Below are 19,870 nucleotides of genomic sequence, written 5' to 3'. Positions count from 1 at the left end.
CTTTTTTTATCTCTCTTCCCCATTGATCAACTAGAAAGAATAAAAATACATGCACTACAACCGAATTCTCTTGTTCTGTATCGTCTTCTTGTTGTTCACGTCTTGCAAGGAGAAGAAATCACCCGTTCAAACCGATTACTCGCTGGAGTTTCCTCACCCGTCACAAACGCTGACTCTTTTGTTTTGCGGGGACATCATCCAACACCTTCCGCAGATATATAGCGCACACGAACCATCGGAAAAAGACTACAAGTACCAGAAATGTTTCAAGTACATCGCACCTTATTGGGCAGATGCCGATTTCGTCATTGCCAACCTGGAAACAACCTTGGGGAATAAAGACTTTTCCGGTTATCCCCGATTCTGTTCACCTTGGCAAATCGCCCGGGACCTTCATCAACTGGGAGTAACAACCTTTGTTACTGCCAACAACCATAGCTGTGACCAACTCGGGAAAGGGATCACCAATACCATCTATTATTTGGACTCATTAGGAATCCCACACACGGGAACATTCACAGATACCCTCAATTACAAAAAGAAACACCCGCTTTATCTTCAGAAAGACGGATTCAAAATAGCATTACTCAACTACACGTACGGGACAAATGGGCTCCCCGTTCCGAAAGGTTTTGTCGTCCCGCACATTGACACGACCGCCATAAAACAAGACATCCAACTGGCCCGCCGGGACACGGCCACCAACATCATAGCCTTCATGCACTGGGGGTATGAATACCATAACTTTCCGAACAAGGAACAGCGGGCATTAAGTAAATGGTTGCATGAACAAGGAATTGATATGGTCATCGGTTCACATCCCCACGTGGTCCAGCCGATAGAATATTATACCTCGGACAAAGATACTCTAGGCGTTACCGTTTTCTCTCTGGGCAACTTTATCTCCAACCAATCCCAACAGGGAACAGAAGGAGGAATATGTATTCGCGTGACTTTAACGAAACCCCGGAACCATCCTGTACGTTATCAGATGGAGCCGATTAAATTTTATATGTACCGTCCCTACGAGGAAGGGCGGCGGCGTTATTACGTGGTACCGGAAAGTTTGGCTGACAGTGTTATGAAAGATTTTCACCTGACGAAAAGCAAGAATTTTTTCAAGAAAACAGATACAATACTGAAATCAACCAAAACTTTTAGTTTTTAGCTTTCCGGTTTTCACTTATATATTTATATATTTGTATGACCTTAAAATAACATGAAGATGAAACTAGCAGTAATCGCACATGACGGGAAAAAAGCAGATATGGTTGCTTTTCTGAACAGACATTATGAATTCATGCATTCGGCAAACATCGAGATCATTGCTACCGGGACTACCGGAAAACATGCACAGGATGCCGGGTTAAAAGTTGAACGCCTTCTTTCCGGTCCACTCGGGGGAGATGCCCAGATTGCAGCACAAGTGGCAGAACATAAAGTACAAATGGTCCTGTTCTTCCGTGACCCGCTTGGGAAACACCCTCACGAACCGGACGTGCAAATGTTAATGCGCGTATGTGACGTTCACAATGTTCCATTGGCAACGAACCCGGCATCTGCGGAATTGATGCTGAAAGGTTTCGAGAAACAGATGCAGAAATAGTTAATGTTTTATTAAACTTTGTGTGAAGATTTGCAAATCCGCACACAAAAAACTATGTTTGTATCGATTAAAGGTTTGTAAACCATGAGGAAACGACAGATAGCTATTATCCCGCTTATTTTTGCTAGCATGATTATGCTACTGTCGTCTATTATGCCTCATCATCACCACGGCAAATTAATCTGTTTCACGCCTACACATGAACACAGTTCGTTCATCGAAAAAGCATGTCACCATGAACATGACTCAACTCCTACCGAGGGAGAATGCGAGGTCAGATTACTATTCCAGACAAGTATTGTAAAACAACATCATGACGAGTGCAATTGTTGTCCGAATATCATTCCGGATCAACCATTCCAATCCATACTGACCCTTGCCGGGTTAGATCACTCGTTATTACTTCTCGGAGTACCAAAAGAAGTTCCACCCATATTTTACCGGGAACGTCTCCACCCGATCACGTGGAGCGTCACCTCCGCCGGCAGGGCTCCTCCTACCGTAATAGCTTAAATATAGAATTACTCGCCCGGCGTGAACCGGACAATTATTATTTATTGTTTTATTCTCAACATTAAATCACTTATTTATGAGAACAATTATTTATGCTATTACAATATTAGCGATCTCCTTATGGGGGTGCAAAAACCAATCATCACAAGATAAACACACTCACTCCGCAACGGAGACTCACGCAGGACACGACCATGAAGGACATGATCACGAACATGAGGGACACGATCATGAACATGAAACCGGGGAGGAACATGCCGGTCACAGTCACGAAAGTGAAGAAACAAAACACAGTGACGAGATCATTTTCCCGAAAGCACAAGCAGCAAAAACCACTTTCGAAGTACGGGAAATTCAACCCGCCTCTTTTAACCAAGTAGTTAAAACAACAGGGCAAGTGCTTGCCGCTCCCGGTGATGAGGCTGTTATCGTCGCTACCAGCAATGGCGTCGTTTCTTTCTCTTCCAACAAATTAACGGAAGGGACAAAGGTTCAAAAAGGACAATCCCTATTCCAGATTTCTTCAAAAGACATTGCGGAAGGAGATTACTACACGAAAGTAAAAGCAACTTACGAGGCAGCTAAAGCCAGCTATGACCGTGCCGAGGCTCTTGTAAAGGACAAAATCATATCTCAAAAAGAATTTGAAAGTATCAAACTGGAATTCGAGAACGCGAAAACAGCTTATGACGCCGTATCCAATAACAAAACGGCAAAAGGAGTCAGTGTAAACGCCCCGATCAACGGACACATGAAAAACATTCTTGTAAAAGAAGGAGAATACATCACGGTAGGTCAACCGATAGCAACGGTTTCTCAAAACCAGCGCTTGGTACTCCGGGCCGAAGTATCCCAAAGATACTACAATGCCATGCAATCCGTAAAGAGTGCTAATTTCAAAACTCCGTACGATAATAAAGTTTACTCCTTGGAAGACTTGAACGGACGCTTGCTTTCTTTCGGAAAAACTTCCAACGAGAATTCATTCTTTATCCCCGTATCTTTCGAATTTGACAATAAAGGCGAAGTGATCCCGGGATCCTTCGTAGAAGTATATCTTATTTCAGCCCCGATTGAAAACACGTTATCCATCCCCGTGTCCGCGTTAACCAACGAGATGGGAATCCACTACGTGTACGTGCAAATTGACGAGGAAGGCTACCGCAAACAAGAAGTGGCATTGGGTGCCAACAATGGTAAAGAGGTACAGATCATCAAAGGCCTGCACCCCGGAGACCGTGTCGTAACCAAAGGAGCCTATCAAGTCAAAATGGCCTCCGCATCCGGAGCAATTCCTCACGGACATAGCCATGAACACTAAAAAATTGAAAATGGAGAATTGAAAATTGAAAATGAAAGTATTCAATCACTTCATTCCTCAATCTAAAAACTAAAAGTTGAAATCTAAAATTAATCGCGGATGCTGAATAAGATTATACAATATTCATTACATAACCGGCTGGTGGTAATGATCGCGTCGATAGCTTTACTCCTATGGGGGTCCTACACGGCGCATAAAATGGAAGTGGATGTATTCCCGGATTTGAACGCGCCCACGGTGGTAGTTATGACCGAGGCGCAAGGAATGGCTCCCGAAGAGGTGGAGCGTATGGTAACCTTCCCGATCGAAACGGCTGTCAATGGAGCCACAGACGTGAAAAGTGTACGTTCATCCTCTACAACCGGATTCTCGGTAGTCTGGGTACAATTTGATTGGGGTACCAATATTTACACGGCCCGTCAGATCGTGTCTGAAAAACTATCCACGTTGGGAGATGTTTTACCGAGTAACGTGGGGCAACCCACCCTTGGACCGCAATCTTCCATTTTGGGAGAAATGATGATTTTCGGGTTAACTGCCGATAGCACTTCTTTACAGGATTTACGGACGATTGCCGACTGGACAATCCGGCCCCGTTTGTTATCCACAGGTGGAGTTGCACAGGTAGCCGTGATCGGTGGTGACATCAAGGAATACCAGATTCTTCTTGATCCCGCACGGATGAAACATTACGGGATCAGCATGGATGAAGTATTGACCGTCGTGGATAACATGAATCAGAACTCCACGGGAGGTATTCTATACGAATATGGTAACGAGTATATCGTGCAAGGTCTTTTGGCAACAAATGACGTGGAAGAAATCGGTAAAGGTGTGGTAAAAACCGTAAACAACGTTCCGGTTCTATTATCGGACATCGCAACCGTACAAATCGGACCGAAAGAACCGAAACTGGGTCTTGCCTCCGAAAGAGCAAAACCTGCCGTACTGGTAACCATCACGAAACAACCGAACACGAACACGCTGGAACTAACCGATAAACTGGATCAGGCCATCGTGGACCTGCAAAAGACATTACCGTCTGACGTGAAAATCTCTTCCGACATATTCCGTCAATCCCGCTTTATCGAAAGTTCTATTTCTAACATACAGAAAGCATTGTTCGAGGGAGCTATTTTCGTGGTTGTCGTGCTTTTCTTCTTCTTAATGAACGTGCGTACCACGATTATTTCGCTAGTTGCCCTTCCCCTATCCTTGCTGGTTGCCATTCTAACCCTTCACGGGCTTGGCCTGACGATCAACACGATGAGTTTAGGAGGACTTGCCATTGCCATCGGTTCACTCGTGGATGACGCCATTGTCGACGTGGAGAACGTGTACAAACGACTGCGAGAAAATCAATTAAAGCCCGCGGAAGAAAGACTTTCCTCGTTGAAAGTCGTGTTCGAGGCGTCCCGCGAAGTACGTATGCCGATTTTGAACTCGACACTGATTATCGTGGCTTGTTTCTTACCCTTATTCTTCCTTTCCGGGATGGAAGGACGTATGTTGATCCCGCTAGGTATTGCATTTATCGTGGCCTTATTCGCCTCAACAGTTGTGGCATTGACTTTGACCCCGGTATTATGTAGCTATATGCTAACGACTAAAAGAGCATTGAAACAAAACGAAAAAGAACCTTTCGTGTCCCGCACCTTGAAAGTATGGTATAAAAAAGCATTGGAATGGGCTCTCCGCTATAAAAAAATAGTTATCGGAACCAGTGCAGCCCTGTTAATCTTCACGATTGTCATCATGACCGGCTTGGGACGTAGTTTCCTGCCCCCGTTCAACGAAGGATCACTCACGATAAACATCAGTACCATGCCGGGAGTTTCATTGGAGGAATCTGATAATATGGGACGTATGGCAGAAGAGATTCTTCTGGACATTCCGGAAATACAAACCGTGGCCCGCAAAACCGGACGTGCAGAATTGGATGAACACGCTCTTGGAGTAAACGTTTCTGAAATGGAAGCTCCTTTCGAACTGGATAAACGTTCCCGGGATGAATTCTTGGCTGACGTACGTCAACGACTGGGAGAACTAAAGGGAGTGAACATCGAAATCGGTCAGCCGATCTCCCACCGTATTGACGCCATGCTTTCCGGTACAAAAGCAAATATCGCCATCAAACTATTCGGAAACGACTTGAACAAACTATATAACATTGGTGGACAAATCAAAGAAGCCATTCAGGGAATTGACGGTATTGCCGACTTGACACTGGAACAACAAATCGAACGTCCTCAATTGCAGATCAAACCGAAACGGGATATGCTCGCAAAATACGGTATTCCACTGCCTGAATTCTCGGAATTCATTAACGTGGCTCTTTCCGGTAAAGTCGTATCACAAGTGTACGAAGGCGGTAAAGTGTTCGACCTCACCGTAAAAGTACATGATGATGACAAGGCTAACATGGAACAGATCGGTAATTTGATGATTGACGCCAACGGGCAGAAAGTTCCACTTCACTACGTGGCTGAAATCCTTCCCTTGGTAGGTCCGAACACCATTAGCCGGGAAAACGTGCAACGGAAAATCGTTGTTTCGGCCAATGTTGCCGGACGTGACTTAAACGGTGTGGTAAAAGACATCCAAAAAACAGTAGGGGAACAAATTACCCTGCCGGAGGGTTATCACGTGGAATACGGCGGGCAATTCGAAAGCGAACAAGCCGCATCCCGCACGTTGTTCCTAACCTCGGTAATTTCCATATTATTGATCTTCCTATTATTGTTCAACGAGTTCCATAGTATGCCTCTATCCGGTATCATCATGTTGAACTTACCGTTGGCAATTATCGGAGGAGTACTAAGCATCTGGTTTACATCGGGAATCATCAGTATTCCGGCCATCATCGGGTTTATCTCCCTGTTCGGAATCGCTACCCGAAACGGTATATTACTCGTGTCTCACTACAATCACCTGCGCTCGGAAGGTATGTCCTTGCATGATAGCGTTATTCACGGTTCACTTGACCGGTTGAACCCGATCTTGATGACAGCCTTGACTTCCGCTTTAGCCTTGATTCCGTTAGCCGTAGGCGGTGACCTTCCGGGTAATGAAATCCAAAGCCCCATGGCTCAGGTAATTCTAGGCGGATTATTAAGCTCTACTTTATTAAACGGTTTTGTCGTTCCGATCATGTACCTGTTACTTAATCACAAACAGAAAGAGATCGAGAATCTGGAAATGTAACCTTTTGAAAATAAAGAAATGAAAACATATAAATTGTACATACTCGGATTGATGCTTTTGGGAACTCTCACCACGAGAGCCCAAAACAGCATCGATCAAGTGCTGAAAAGCATTGAAACCAACAACAAGTCATTGCAAGCCAACACGAAAATGACCGATGCTCAAAAGTTGGAGGCCCAAACCGGGAAGTTCCTTGCCAACCCCTCGGTGGAATGGGAACAGATGTGGGGTAACCGCAACAATCCCGGTTCGGAGTACACGTTGACGGTAAAACAATCGCTGGATTTCCCAACGACCTACTCGAACAAAAACAAACTGGCAAATTTAAAAGCAAACACGATCGGTTTTCAATCCGCCGCCTATCGCCAACAATTGCTTTTAAATGCCAAACAGACTTGTATAGAGATCATCTACTTGCGGAAACAAAAGAGCCTCTTGGACGAACGATTAGCTAATGCAGAAACCATGTTCGCTCTCTACAAAAAGCGGTTTGAATCCGGTGACGCGAACCAATTGGAATTAAATAAAATCCAGTTGGAATTATTGAATGCCCAAAATCAAAGCCGCTTGAACAAAGCCGCTTTAACCGCTGCCGAAGAGCAACTTCGCAATTTTAACGGGGGGAACCCGATCACGTTTGACGCAACGGACTACCCGACGGGAGAAGAACTCATCAATTTTGACCAATTACAAGCTGCCTTCATGGAGGCTGACCCGAATTTGAAAAGCCTTACCGGAGATCAAGAGATTGCCAACCGGGAAGTGAAATTAAGTCGTTCCCTTACCTTACCGAAATTCGATGTCGGGTACAAACGCAATGCAGCCAAAGATCACGTGGCCTCTAATGGATTTATGGTAGGAGTATCTATCCCCCTGTTCGAGAACAAGAACACGGTGAAAAAAGCAAAAGCACAAGCTGAATTTGCCACGGCCTCATTGGAAGACAATCGCTTGAATTTGAAAACGAATCTTCAACAGCTTTACCAACAAGCCGAGGCATTACAGATTTCTCGCGCCGATTATGCCAAAGTATTGGAACAACAACGTAATATCGAATTACTCAACAAGGCTCTCAATGCCGGACAACTTTCCGTGATTGACTATTTCACGGAACTCACGACAATCTACGATAGCCACCAAAGCTATCTGGACGTGGAAAAAGAATATCACAGTATATTAGCTCAATTGTATCAATACAAACTATAAGCATAAAACCTAATATAAAGAAAAGGGACTCGTTATCGGGTCCCTTTTTGAATATCTTGTTCTCATCTCTCAAGAAACAGTTCGTCCATTTGCCTCAGAACGACTCCTTTTTCCGCCAAGCGTTCTGCACTATTGTGTCCCCCGGCATACAATCTGCAATCAAACCCCAAGGTCTCCGCAACCTCTGCATCATGTAGTGTATCACCGACCATAACCGTCTCTCCCGGGACGATCGGGAACATCCGTAACATCTCCTCCCCTCGTGCAACCTTCCCATCCGCATAAATATTATTTGATCCGCAAACTCCCTCGAAATATTCCCGAATACCGAATCGCTCCAACATTCCGGTCAGCAAATCTTCTTGCAACGCGGATAATATATATTGTCGTATGCCTTTTTTCTTTATTCCCTCCAGCACCGGAATAATCCCGGGAGTCAGCTCCACGTTCTTCGCCAGATCATTATAAATGTTCACGAAATCCCTCGACACGGCCTCCCAGTCATCCTGCGTGAAATCAAACCCGATCGATTCATAATAAGGCTTCACGGGAAACCCGAAAATCGATCGGTATTCTTCCACCGTCAACTTCCCCAAATGCTTCCGTTCCAACATCACGTTAATCGTATCCACGCTAATTTTCACATCATCCAATAACGTCCCGTTCCAATCCCAAACCACATTCTTGTATTCCATATCATTCATTATTTCTGCATTTAAACGGCCATTACACCACGTGTAAATCTTTCTCGACAAAGGTAATCATTTCCCGTTTGAATTGAAAAACGGAGTTCGAGTAATGATCTATTCATGCAAAACGAGTATCCTGACAAATTTCATGATTTACACAATAATCATCATGTTATTATTTACTCATACAAATGTTAACTTCTACTATCTATCTCTAATTTTTTATTATTGCAATAGAAGCGGAATAGGACAGGAATGGGAGCGGAATGGGAGCGGCTTACTTTATGATAACACAATGATAGCATTTAAATAACATTATTTTACATTAATTCAAAATCAACTTTTGACAAACCTCATCAAAATTAAGTATCGCTCCCGGCTCATTTCCCATTACACGGGCCTCCAGCATGTTTACTCGTTTTCCTCGGGATGAAATGCCTCGATTCCCGTCCATCCTAACCGTTGACGAGCCACGTTCTCCGGGAATATCCGATAAACCACATCTGCCTCACTACCCAACGTTCCATCCGCATTGAATAATTCCACGTGCATCTTTGCCAAACGGGTACTTTGTTCCACGATACGGGAACGCAGGAATATTTCTCCCCGATCGGAATAAACGGTAGCACGATATTTCGTTGTTAATTCAACCGTGACTCCCGCACTTTTCACTTTAGCAAAAACATTCCAACACGCAATTTCATCCATCAAAGTTGCCTGTATTCCCCCGTGTAACACGTGAAAAAAACCTTGAAATTCAGGTCGGGGCGTCCAATGACAAGTAATATATTCCCCTTCTTCATAGAATTCACAGCGCAAACCATGTTCATTGCCGGATGCACAACCGAAACAATTATATCCCTCGTGTTGCTCGTAAGCGTTGTATAGTTTTTTTCTTTCCATCTTCTGATAAAAAAAGGGACGTGGTCGCGTCCCTCATGATAAATTGTCTAATATTTTTACAAATTGCTATTAATCAGCTTAGCACAAGCTTCCATTTCCTCTTTCGGGAATTGTTTCTTCGGGTTAGAGAAATTCAACTCGTTGCCTTCAACCAAAGGAACCAAGTGAATATGAGCATGTGGAACATCCAAGCCCAGCACGGCTACCCCCACACGTTGGCAGGGAACACTCTTCTTAATTGCTTTTGCCACCTTTTTGGCAAACACCATCATCCCGGCTAATTCCTCATCCGTCAAGTCAAACAAATAGTCTTCTTCTCTCTTTGGAACCACTAACGTGTGTCCCTTCTGCATGGGATTAATATCCAAGAATGCATAGTAATTTTCATCCTCAGCCACCTTGTAAGATGGAATCTCCCCGTTAATAATCATCGTGAAAATTGAAGCCATAATCTATTTTAGATTTTAAATTTTAAATTTTAGATTCTAAATTCCCAACCCCACCGACTTTCATTTTCAATTCTCCATTTTCAATTTTCAATTAAATTGAAATGTCCATGATCTCAAACTCCATCAATCCTGCCGGCACTTGCACCTCAACCTTATCCCCTAGCTTTTTACCGATCAAAGCTTTAGCGATAGGAGTGGTGATCGACAACTTACCAGCCTTGAAATCAGCCTCGCTTTCTGACACCAAAGTATAAGTCATCGTTGCCTTTGTCTTTATATTTTTGATCGTCACTTTATTCAATATCTGAACTTTTGACGTGTCGATCTGTGACTCGTCAATGATCCGGCAATTGGAAATTATATCTTGTAGCTGGGCGATTTTAGCCTCCAGCAATCCCTGGGCATCTTTCGCCGCATCATACTCTGCATTCTCGGAGATATCTCCTTTTTCGATGGCTTCTCCAATTGCCTTAGAAATCTTAGGGCGCTCTACATTCTGCAGATTGTCCAGTTCATCCTGCAATTTTTTCAGCCCTTCTTTGGTTACATAAGATACCTTCTTTGTCATAATTGTTATATTAAGATCTTGATTTGTACATAAAAAAATAAATGACACTTATCCTCCAATAAGTGCCTTTATCTAGTTAAGAATTCCATTCTCTCTGGAATCCTCACCTCCTGAAGACAAAATTAGGACCTTTTTTTGAATAAAACAATTTTTCCCCACAAATATTTTTATTTAAAAAATTCGATGCCATTTATCTGATACAGAAAAAACTATCTTTCCCACTCTACAAGCAGGAAAGGGAGGGTCACTTAAAAATCATTCGATCCCGTTTTTATCATTTCCCGGTATATAAATAGCGTCAAGGCAAGTAATCTTCCCGGATATTTTGCATCGCTGCAAACAAATTGCTCCGGGCATGAGGAGAGATCATTTCCATTTGGTCAAGCAACTTACTCACGGCATCCCGGTTCGTTGCCTTTTCATGGGGGCAATGCTTTTTTTGCTTTTTAAACTGCCGCATTTCAGCATATCGTGAAGTCTCGTCATTCGAAAGATAGATTAATGGACGAATAAGCGTGAACGTATTCTTGAACATTTCCAACCGGGCAGGCATACTGCAAATCGTTCCGTTGAACATCATGCTCATCAAAAGACTTTCCACGGCATCATCCCGGTGATGGCCCAAGGCCAGTTTCTTACAATCATACTCTTTGGCAATATCGAAAAGCATCTTGCGCCGATGCCATGAACACACGAAACAAGCCGGTTTCTTGGGATTCACGGTGGTATCTACCCGTATCGTCCGGTAAACATACTCCACCCCCAGACGTTCACAAAATGCCCGCAAGTAATCGCTGTCCACTTCGTAAGCGACATCCTCCACCGCGATATGAGCCGCTATGACCGTGTAATTTTGTTTCGGGTCCTTGGCACGCATGGCCAACACTTCCAACAAGGCCAATGAATCCTTCCCGCCCGAAACTCCTACCAAAATCCGGTCCCCGTCCTCTATTAAATTATAATCATGTATCGCTTTCCCCACCTTTCGAAAGAAATCCCGGGTAAATACTTTATCTTGTTTTTCTTCTGTTATCATTTATATATAATTTCCCTTCAATTTCAACGTCTATTTCTTAATAAACAAAAATACAATTTTTTCAAAACTAAAACCTTTTTCTTTTTGATAATACGGTATTTTTTCATAAATTTGGTTATAATTTAATTTCGTCAAACAAGTTTGAAAAAGTGCGTACACAAAGAAAGGAGTAAAACTGCAAACGCTTTTTTCAATATATTATTTACCAGTTAATCTAGATAAGGTATGAAATATGTATGTCTCCTTATTACCATTTTTATTATTAGCGCATGTAATAATAAAAAAACAGACGGTTCCGCTATCGTACAAAAACTACTACGAACAGAACGTTCACTTGATAAACAAGAAAAAAAAATTATCAAAGAGATAAGCAATGCTCACAGGACAAGTTATAACTTTGATGTGAGCAAATTAGTATCCTGCTCTTTTTGTGATTTTGATGCAAAAAAATTCGTTTCCAATCCTTCTCCTGAAAAACTTTTAACTTGCCTGTCTGAATCGAAAACAGAAAAATATTTTATCCAAACCGATGGAAAAAAAGAATTCCTATTAACTGTTTGCAAGATGAAAGACGGATGGCGAATGCACACGAAGGAACGCTGGGATGGGCAATCTTTACTGTTAAAAAAAATGTTGCAAGAGGCCGGTTCCGAGCGTTATTTAATTTTCAGATACGGTTTCGACAGATTCGTGGTGTACCACAGTTGCTTACTGCACAACAAACGGGAGAAAAATAAATTCAGAGGGAGTTTGCGAGTTTTTAGTTGCATCTATTAATAAAAAAGATCCTTTCATTGAAAAACTTAAAATGACCGAAAAGGAAGAAAAGCAAGATAAAATTTTTGAATTATTAGGAAAGTACGATTCAAAATAAAGATATAAATTACAATATGAGATTTAGACCACTATTCTTCTGTTAACTCCATAATTTAACGAGTACTTAAAGACAAGTGGCTAAAAATTATATATGATTTTTTGAGATATTATCTATCAATTAATCAAAGTAAACTATGAAATATATATACCTCATTATTATCACTTTCATTATTAGCGCATGTGTTAATAATAAAATAGAAGAATTCGCAAATGTAAAAAATTGCTACGCTCAGAACGTTCTCTAAATGAACAAGAGAAAGAAATTATTGAAAGAATAAATAAAAGTTATTCTCGGGGGAACAATCCTAATATTGATGTGAATCAATTGATCTCTTGTTCTTTCTGTGATTTTGATGCAGAAGAATTCTTTTCAAACCCATCTCCTGAAAAACTCGCAAATTGCTTTTCTGAGTCAGAAACAGAAAAATATTTTATTCAAGTTGACGGGAAAAAAGAACTTTTATTAACTGTCCGTAAAATGAAGGATAAATGGCAGATGTACACGAAAGAACGCTGGGACGAGCAATCTTTGCCTTTAAGAAAAATGCTTCACGAAGCAGGAACTAGTCGCTATTCAATTTTTAAATACGGTTTTGATAGATTCGTAATGTATGACACTCCCGAGGGAATCGCCTATTGTACGACTGATGGAAGAAAAATAAGTTCCGAAGGAATTTGCGAGCTTTTAGTTACATTCATCAATAGAAAAAAAGATCCTTTTTTTGATAAAATTAAAATGATTGAAAAAGAAAAAGAAGAGAAGAAAAATAAAATTTTTGAATTATTAGAAAAGAAATATTCAAAACAAACGAGTAGATCTGACGATCCTACTGATATCGGATTACAATTTGGTTGTACTGGTGAGGACTGTAAGCATTCATGTTCCTATGCAATCTTTTTATGACTGGTGTACTTTTGCCGTAGGAGAATGGTGGATAAACGGAACTATCTCTCAATGCAATTTAGCTACAAGTTGGATTAGCATCCGCACTGGTGGCTATAACAATTGTTGCTCTTTATCACCAACAAATGTCAACCCAGGAAGTCCTGTTTATCAAAGTTGCGTCATTAATAATAGCATTCAAATAGAGCAAGTACCCCCATTTCTCAGTAGATATAAATTTGTACCAGGGCAAATCAAACCTTTTGCAGACCTTTTGTTAGCTTTACTTGAGGATGGCATAATCTATTCGCCTAGATTAAGATGTATTGGTTGGATATACAGTACGAATATCAGTCGGGCTCATACGATAATAATAGGAGGTGTAAAAATCACAGAATTGGATGTACGTTCACACAAATTTACTTGTACCGTTTACTATGGAGATCCACACTCTGGTTACTACTCAGAGACAGAATGTAACCAAGATCAAATATTTGGAGATACAGAAGGCATTTTAGCCATGGTAGAATAAAATAGGGAAAAGGAGGAGAGGGAGATACAAATTTCTCTCCCCCCTTAGATAACGTCCTCTTTTATATATAATTTTCCTGCCTCTGTTGTTATGTATTTTTGGTTCCGGTCATTCGGGTTAGGATTCTCCCGAGCAAGCAATTCCATCTCTACTAATTCTGTAATATATTGCCTGACATTCTTTGAATGGTATGTAATATCTAAATGATCCAATATCTCTTTACTTGTTCGAGGTGTAAGGCAAAAATTTAATGTATTGATTTGTTTCTGATTCAAATTTTCTCTGACATTTTCTCTGACACTTTCTCTGACACTTTCTCTGACACTTTCTCTGACACTTTCTCTGACATTCAATGTTTTACCCACATCATCTTGGACACTTTCTTGGACACTCGTGTATTCCCGATACAACTCGACATCCACGAAATCTCCTTTTTCAGTAATTAACGGTTTTGCAACCCCGGCCTCTTCGCACCATGAAAATATCCTCTTTATTCCACTGCCCCATTGTTCGATATAGTCCAACTCTTTAAACACACGGGCTATCGCCTTGTTTCTCGTTTCAGAGCGTCCTGCAAGCACGTCCTCAATCGTAATCGAACTCGGGAAACCTCCGGGGGAAACAATATTCACGATGTCATCATAAATACCGACTTTTATATCCCGCCCTAAATTAATATAGTCCCTATGTACATAAGCGTTCAATATAACTTCCCGAATCGCCTCCATCGGGATCTCGTACCGATCTTCCCGTTGTAACCCTTTAATCACTCCCGCCAAATGGAGATGGTTTTTTATAAACATCTCGACTTGATCCAATTGAGAAAAAAGGTCTCCCGAATATTCCTTCTTATCAATAAATGATCCCATGGTCGTTCCTTTAAAACGGGCACACTTCACGGTGGCATTTTCCCGTACCCCTAACAAAATCAACAAAGCTTGCAAGGGATACAAATGCCCATGTTCTTCTTGGACGAGTTTCAGACTTTTCAACTTCTCTATATCAAGGATCTTCCCCCTCGCCTCGAACCTTTTCTGCAACGGGGTCAAATCCAGACCATCAAAAGACGTATCAAAACAGATCTCCTCATCAAAACTTCTATTTATTCTCTGCCGCTCCAAATCGATCACGGTCTCCACGTCTGCTTTACGGTTAGAACTCCCTATCCGCACGTAAGTACCATGATTTCGCCCTTCTTTTTTCAAGTAGTAAGGTAATAGATTCCCGCGATAGACCTCTATTATAAACAATAACTTCCCATCCACGTTTGTCGTGTAAAATTCGGGAAGAATATTCGGGTAACATAAATCATAGATAATGGATGCCACTCTATCCTGCAATTCAAAAATATCCACGTCGGGGTCAATGCCTTTTATCGTTCTGTCGTCTCCAACCCCGATAATTAATTGCCCCCCGCTAGTATTAGAGAATGCAATAACAGTTTTCGCTATTTTATCCCCTTGCGGCAGAATTTCTTTGAATTCCAAGACTTTACTCTCCCCCGCCAGTATTTTATCCTGTAAACGTGAGTCCATACGGTTATGATTTACTTCTTTCATGCAAATTTAAGAATTCCACGCCACATATTGTTGCTCTCTCACAAATATTTGTAAATTTGAACCCTCAATCTAAAAACACAGCCCGTTATGCTAAAGAAAGTGCCGCACACCTACACCATTGTATTCTCAATCATTATCATCTGTGCCATCCTGACGTGGATTATACCGGGCGGGGAATATGCCCGGGAAACCGTCGATGTCAATGGAGTGGAACGTACCGTAATCGTGAACGATTCATTCCACGAGGTGGCCAAAAGCCCGCAAACGTGGCAGGTGTTTTCGGCCCTTTTCAACGGATTCGAGAAACAAGCCGGAATTATCGCTTTTATCCTAATCATCGGGGGTGCTTTCTGGATCATGAATAACAGCAAGGCCATTGACGTGGGAATTTTCTCCTTCTTACGCTCCACTCAGAAACTCGAACATATCGGGATTATCCGTAAACTAGGGGTCAATAACATCATTATCACCATGGTCATGCTCCTGTTCAGTTGTTTTGGGGCGATCTTCGGGATGAGCGAGGAAACGCTGGCTTTTGTCATTATTATTGTTCCTCTGGCCATATCCATGGGTTACGATTCTCTCACGGGAGTATGTATGGTCTACGTCGCCGCCCATGTCGGGTTCGCGGGTGCTATTCTGAATCCCTTCACGATCGGCATCGCACAAGGATTATCAGACCTACCGCTATTCTCCGGATTTGAATACCGGGTTTTCTGCTGGGCCATCCTCAACGTGATCATGATTGCTTGGGTACTACGCTACGCGGCAAAAGTCAAAAAGAATCCCAAAGCCTCTCTCGTGTACAACTTGGATAGCCATTGGAGACAGGAAAAAGTGGACAACACGCAGGAAATTGAATATAAAAGTTACACCTCATCTTGGGTAGTTTATCTTTTTATCCTCTCCGGACTTGTACTCTTCTCCTGTTATTTCCCCCGCACGACACTATCCATCGGGGAACATTCCAGTCTGACCACGTTTGTTGTTCCGGTATTAACCGTGCTATTTGCCTTGATCGGATATTTTTCTTTACGGAAATCTTTCCACTTTTTTATCTTGACAATCCTAGGTTTCACTATTCTTTTCCTAATCGTGGGAGTGATGGGCTACGGGTGGTACCTGCCCGAAATATCCGGATTATTCCTTGCCATGGGAATCCTTTCCGGATTCGCGGCAAAAGAGAACGCAGATAGTATTGTCAAACTCTTTATCGCGGGAGTAAAAGATATTCTTTCTGCCGCACTAGTAGTCGGGTTGGCCGGAGGTATCATCATTGTTTTGCAGGAAGGGCATATTATAGACCCGATCCTTCACTCGCTGGCAAGCCTGATGAGCGAGGCAGGACGTGTACTTTCACTAGGAATCATGTACTTGATTCAAACCATGATCAACATCATCATCCCATCGGGTTCAGCCAAAGCGGCTCTCACCATGCCGATCATGGCTCCTTTCTCCGACGTGATCGGGCTATCCCGACAAGCCACCGTGATGGCTTTCCAGTTCGGGGACGGGTTCACGAACATGATCACCCCGACTTCCGGCGTGTTGATTGGCGCTTTGGGAATTGCCCGTATTCCTTACGATATTTGGGTGAAATTTTTCTGGAGATTCATCCTGCTGCTTGTCATTATCGGTTTCGTGTTATTAATTCCCACGGCAACCATGCAGTTGAATGGATTCTAAAATTTTATAATGATCTGAATGAACAACTTTTTTATAAAAACATTTAAAATTTTAATCTCATGAAATCCTATTTATTATTACTTTTTTCTATTATTTTCACTCTCACGTGTATCTCATGTGACGATGACGACGACAACGAGGATAAAAATATTACTCCCCACGGGATTGTTATACTTAATCCACAAATCCTGATAGACAACGAGAGTAATTGTGAAATCATTTTTCGAGTAAACCCATCAAATTATGAAGTTTCACCCGGGAGTATTGCGCTGGATTGCGTACAATCAAACACGATAGGCCGCAGCGTGTCGGTCACGCCACCCGAAAATCTTGAACTCGTAAGTGTTCAAGCACTTGTTGACGAGGAAGAAAAAATTCACGAAGGAGAATGGGTCGCCACGGTTAAGGTAAAAGACGGACTTCCATTTGCCGAATTAACGCAAATCTTTCTTGTACTAAATTATAATATCGAAAAAAATCAAGTTGTCAGCATCACCTCTTCTAATTATGCTGAAATTACAACAATACCCGCCATTTCTGAAAAAATGGTTTCATTTTCAAACCCAACGGTTCAAAGCTACAAATCACCCATGAATGGCGAAGTTCTTTCGTCCCGAATCCACGTGACCCCCAACCCTTTAAACGAAACGACTAATATAAATTACGATCTTTCATTGATCCAAAACATGGAAGTCGTTTTAAAAGGAGAGTTTGCAGATTATTTCCAAGTGTCCAAGCTGCAAGATGATTACGGGTTAGCATTTGACATCACCCCCATTTTATCAAATTTCGATGCATACTTCAAAGAACACACCGATATAAACTCGATTCCAACGACCGCGGAAGTAACTTTGACGGATATTTTCGGGAACACGTTGGTTCATAACGTTGACGTTTCTTTCTTTCGCAACATCCAAATTATCCCGGTGACAGAAGGGTTGACCTACAACAGAGCTGACTTTGAAGGCCCAGATCTTGTACCGGAGGTGATTGTTGATATGTCAGAATATTTACCCAAAATTGGCATCACTCAGGAATTTTTAGCCGAGCATCCCAACCGAGCCTTTTCAATCGTTTGTACCGGTTACATGCCCGACGGACAAGAAGGAAACTACGGATTCGGATTTGCCGGTCATTCCATAACCGATGACGAGACCTACATGAAAACCGGGAAATTTCAAGCGACATTAGATGTCCTTTTCGATCCAGAGCATTCCTTATCGGGAAGTTACTATGCCGTCATTCGTTTCTTCATCGTGGATCCCATCACGAGAGATACGATCATCTGTGCAGACATTCGTCAGGAAATAAAACTTGTTGACTAAAATCATAACGTTAAATTGAAATCATGCAAAAAGAATGATTCTTTTTGCATGATTTCAATTTAATCAATGCAAAGACTCCACGCATAACCACAGGGCGGGTTCTTCACAAAAGAAGATGGTAGTGTCACCAACACCCCATTTCCCACTCGTTTATATGACAAATTCCCTTTATAACCCAATAACGAGATTTTAGCCCCTTTAGCCGGATTAATACTGTACAACATAATCTGTGAGGGCGGATTCGGCTCATCTTCATCATTTAGATAAATAGCATACACTTTCCCGTTATTCTTATGTTTCGTGTAACAAATCTTCGCCTCTTTGTAAGGAGCAATCGGCCGGGTCTCGTAGATCGCTTCCCCGTTAACCTTCATCCACGCCCCCATCTCTTTCATGATTTTAATTCCTTCCGGCGGGATCTCCCCGTTACCATCCACACCCACGTTCAACAAGAAATTTCCTCCCTTACTGACAATATCCACGAGATAATGCACCAATTCCCGGGTAGACTTATACTTATCACCCGGCAAATATGACCATTGATTAGCCATCGTCATACACGTCTCCCACGGGTAATCCCACGGTTTCTCGGGAATTTTCTGTTCCGGAGTGCGGTAGTTCTCGTACTTCCCTCCAACCCAACGATCCACGACAATCAAGCCGGGTTGATATCCCCGGGCCATATCGACAATCCGATCCATTTTAATATCCTGTCCCCGATTCTCCGGGGCCACCCATCCCCCGTCCAGCCAGATAATATCCACATTCCCGTACCCGGTCATCAATTCCTTCACCTGATTATAAGTAAAGTCGCAGAATTTCTCCCACATCCACGGGTGATCCTTGATCTTGTAATTCACGTTACGATCGCCATGTTGCCAGCGATCCGACCAATAATAAGGGCTATTCCAATCCGGCTTTGAAAAATAGGCCCCGATCATGAAATCCCTTTCCCCGAAGGCCCGAAACAACTCCTTCACGATATCCGCATTCGGAGCCGTATGGAAAGGACATTCCTCGGAGGTAATCTTGTAATCCGTTTCCCGGGTATCCCACATACAGAACCCGTCATGGTGTTTCGTGGTAAACACGAAATACTTCATACCGGCCTCTTTTGCCAGATCAGCCCAATATTCCGGGTTAAACTTCACCGGGTTAAACGTCTTCTTTAATCCCACGTAATTCCGGTAATACTCGTCATAAGAAATCATCGTGTCCCGTTGAATCCAATCCACGTCTTCAGAACAAATCGTCCACGACTCGCAATACCCTTTCTGGCTATAAGGTCCCCAATGCACGAAAAAACCGAACTTCAAATCCTGCCACTGTTCCAATTTCGCTTGTACTGCCGGGTCCTGTTCCCGGTAATATTCCATTCCCTCGTACTGGGCATATAATAACATGCTCCATCCGACAAGAATCACACTCAATAATACTTTCCGCATGACTACTTTTTTACAATTCATATATTTTACACAAACATTTGCAAATATATAAAAAAGAGTCCATGTCTA

Annotated in this window: 17 protein-coding genes; 10 read left to right on the top strand and 7 right to left on the bottom strand. The window is 42.3% G+C overall.

Features of this window, described 5'->3' with window-relative positions; all coding sequences use genetic code 11:
- The first annotated feature begins 49 nt into the window (after positions 1-49).
- From QVC79_RS02530 to QVC79_RS02505, 6 genes are all read left to right on the top strand, one after another.
- Complete coding sequence (locus QVC79_RS02530; RefSeq protein ID WP_270595360.1) at positions 50-1,168, top strand: CapA family protein; 1,119 nt, start codon at positions 50-52, stop codon at positions 1,166-1,168.
- 57 nt (positions 1,169-1,225) lie between these two features.
- The gene (locus QVC79_RS02525; RefSeq protein WP_124315678.1) at positions 1,226-1,606 is read left to right on the top strand and encodes a methylglyoxal synthase; all 381 of its coding nucleotides are present in this window, start codon (positions 1,226-1,228) and stop codon (positions 1,604-1,606) included.
- Positions 1,607-1,690: 84 nt separating this feature from the next.
- A complete protein-coding gene (locus QVC79_RS02520; protein ID WP_270595359.1) occupies positions 1,691-2,119 on the top strand; it encodes a DUF6769 family protein in 429 nt (142 codons plus the stop codon).
- 76 nt (positions 2,120-2,195) lie between these two features.
- On the top strand, positions 2,196-3,440 hold the full coding sequence (locus QVC79_RS02515) for an efflux RND transporter periplasmic adaptor subunit (RefSeq protein ID WP_270595358.1): 1,245 nt from the start codon (positions 2,196-2,198) through the stop codon (positions 3,438-3,440).
- 99 nt (positions 3,441-3,539) lie between these two features.
- Positions 3,540-6,644, top strand: coding sequence for an efflux RND transporter permease subunit (locus QVC79_RS02510; protein ID WP_270595357.1), 3,105 nt, complete (start codon positions 3,540-3,542; stop codon positions 6,642-6,644).
- 18 nt (positions 6,645-6,662) lie between these two features.
- A complete protein-coding gene (locus QVC79_RS02505) occupies positions 6,663-7,850 on the top strand; it encodes a TolC family protein (protein ID WP_270595356.1) in 1,188 nt (395 codons plus the stop codon).
- A gap of 62 nt (positions 7,851-7,912) precedes the next feature.
- On the opposite strand, the gene QVC79_RS02500 is transcribed toward QVC79_RS02505, so the two are convergent.
- From QVC79_RS02500 to QVC79_RS02480, 5 genes are all read right to left on the bottom strand, one after another.
- A complete protein-coding gene (locus QVC79_RS02500) occupies positions 7,913-8,545 on the bottom strand; it encodes an HAD family hydrolase (protein WP_124315696.1) in 633 nt (210 codons plus the stop codon).
- Positions 8,546-8,950: 405 nt separating this feature from the next.
- Positions 8,951-9,442, bottom strand: coding sequence for a PaaI family thioesterase (locus tag QVC79_RS02495; protein WP_270595355.1), 492 nt, complete (start codon positions 9,440-9,442; stop codon positions 8,951-8,953).
- A 56-nt stretch (positions 9,443-9,498) separates the two neighbouring features.
- Positions 9,499-9,891 carry an HIT family protein gene (locus QVC79_RS02490; protein WP_270595354.1) on the bottom strand — a complete coding sequence of 131 codons (393 nt, stop codon included), beginning with the start codon at positions 9,889-9,891 and terminating at the stop codon, positions 9,499-9,501.
- A 91-nt stretch (positions 9,892-9,982) separates the two neighbouring features.
- Positions 9,983-10,459 (bottom strand): transcription elongation factor GreA, encoded by a 477-nt coding sequence (gene greA / locus QVC79_RS02485; RefSeq protein WP_124315685.1) that lies wholly within the window; start codon positions 10,457-10,459, stop codon positions 9,983-9,985.
- Between the two features lie 298 nt (positions 10,460-10,757).
- Positions 10,758-11,495, bottom strand: coding sequence for a tRNA lysidine(34) synthetase (locus QVC79_RS02480; protein WP_087421495.1), 738 nt, complete (start codon positions 11,493-11,495; stop codon positions 10,758-10,760).
- 402 nt (positions 11,496-11,897) lie between these two features.
- Here QVC79_RS02480 and QVC79_RS02475 point away from each other — a divergent pair, with 402 nt between their 5' ends.
- Both QVC79_RS02475 and QVC79_RS02470 read left to right on the top strand, forming a co-directional pair.
- Complete coding sequence (locus QVC79_RS02475) at positions 11,898-12,272, top strand: hypothetical protein (protein ID WP_287642432.1); 375 nt, start codon at positions 11,898-11,900, stop codon at positions 12,270-12,272.
- Between the two features lie 319 nt (positions 12,273-12,591).
- Positions 12,592-13,275 (top strand): hypothetical protein, encoded by a 684-nt coding sequence (locus tag QVC79_RS02470; protein ID WP_270595352.1) that lies wholly within the window; start codon positions 12,592-12,594, stop codon positions 13,273-13,275.
- A 555-nt stretch (positions 13,276-13,830) separates the two neighbouring features.
- On the opposite strand, the gene QVC79_RS02465 is transcribed toward QVC79_RS02470, so the two are convergent.
- Complete coding sequence (locus QVC79_RS02465; RefSeq protein WP_270595351.1) at positions 13,831-15,321, bottom strand: ATP-binding protein; 1,491 nt, start codon at positions 15,319-15,321, stop codon at positions 13,831-13,833.
- A gap of 111 nt (positions 15,322-15,432) precedes the next feature.
- Here QVC79_RS02465 and QVC79_RS02460 point away from each other — a divergent pair, with 111 nt between their 5' ends.
- Positions 15,433-17,031, top strand: a complete 1,599-nt coding sequence (locus tag QVC79_RS02460) for a YfcC family protein (protein WP_124315688.1) — start codon at positions 15,433-15,435, stop codon at positions 17,029-17,031.
- Positions 17,032-17,090: 59 nt separating this feature from the next.
- Positions 17,091-18,356, top strand: coding sequence for a hypothetical protein (locus QVC79_RS02455; RefSeq protein WP_270595350.1), 1,266 nt, complete (start codon positions 17,091-17,093; stop codon positions 18,354-18,356).
- 59 nt (positions 18,357-18,415) lie between these two features.
- On the opposite strand, the gene QVC79_RS02450 is transcribed toward QVC79_RS02455, so the two are convergent.
- The gene (locus tag QVC79_RS02450; RefSeq protein WP_270595349.1) at positions 18,416-19,801 is read right to left on the bottom strand and encodes an alpha-L-fucosidase; all 1,386 of its coding nucleotides are present in this window, start codon (positions 19,799-19,801) and stop codon (positions 18,416-18,418) included.
- Positions 19,802-19,870: the final 69 nt, after the last annotated feature.

The organism is Butyricimonas sp., assembly GCF_019423355.1.
In the GTDB taxonomy this organism is placed as follows: Bacteria; Bacteroidota; Bacteroidia; order Bacteroidales; family Marinifilaceae; genus Butyricimonas; species Butyricimonas faecihominis.
Note: the sequence above shows the minus strand (reverse complement) of the source record. Positions and strands in the feature narration are given on the sequence as shown.

Excerpts from the sequence above, each read along its gene's own strand:
- QVC79_RS02530 (WP_270595360.1), top strand. The coding sequence starts at position 50 with ATGCACTACAACCGAATTCTCTTGTTCTGTATCGTCTTCTTGTTGTTC.
- QVC79_RS02525 (WP_124315678.1), top strand. The coding sequence starts at position 1,226 with ATGAAACTAGCAGTAATCGCACATGACGGGAAAAAAGCAGATATGGTT.
- QVC79_RS02520 (WP_270595359.1), top strand. The coding sequence starts at position 1,691 with ATGAGGAAACGACAGATAGCTATTATCCCGCTTATTTTTGCTAGCATG.
- QVC79_RS02515 (WP_270595358.1), top strand. The coding sequence starts at position 2,196 with ATGAGAACAATTATTTATGCTATTACAATATTAGCGATCTCCTTATGG.
- QVC79_RS02510 (WP_270595357.1), top strand. The coding sequence starts at position 3,540 with ATGCTGAATAAGATTATACAATATTCATTACATAACCGGCTGGTGGTA.
- QVC79_RS02505 (WP_270595356.1), top strand. The coding sequence starts at position 6,663 with ATGAAAACATATAAATTGTACATACTCGGATTGATGCTTTTGGGAACT.
- QVC79_RS02500 (WP_124315696.1), bottom strand. The coding sequence starts at position 8,545 with ATGGAATACAAGAATGTGGTTTGGGATTGGAACGGGACGTTATTGGAT.
- QVC79_RS02495 (WP_270595355.1), bottom strand. The coding sequence starts at position 9,442 with ATGGAAAGAAAAAAACTATACAACGCTTACGAGCAACACGAGGGATAT.
- QVC79_RS02490 (WP_270595354.1), bottom strand. The coding sequence starts at position 9,891 with ATGGCTTCAATTTTCACGATGATTATTAACGGGGAGATTCCATCTTAC.
- greA (WP_124315685.1), bottom strand. The coding sequence starts at position 10,459 with ATGACAAAGAAGGTATCTTATGTAACCAAAGAAGGGCTGAAAAAATTG.
- QVC79_RS02480 (WP_087421495.1), bottom strand. The coding sequence starts at position 11,495 with ATGATAACAGAAGAAAAACAAGATAAAGTATTTACCCGGGATTTCTTT.
- QVC79_RS02465 (WP_270595351.1), bottom strand. The coding sequence starts at position 15,321 with ATGGACTCACGTTTACAGGATAAAATACTGGCGGGGGAGAGTAAAGTC.
- QVC79_RS02460 (WP_124315688.1), top strand. The coding sequence starts at position 15,433 with ATGCTAAAGAAAGTGCCGCACACCTACACCATTGTATTCTCAATCATT.
- QVC79_RS02455 (WP_270595350.1), top strand. The coding sequence starts at position 17,091 with ATGAAATCCTATTTATTATTACTTTTTTCTATTATTTTCACTCTCACG.
- QVC79_RS02450 (WP_270595349.1), bottom strand. The coding sequence starts at position 19,801 with ATGCGGAAAGTATTATTGAGTGTGATTCTTGTCGGATGGAGCATGTTA.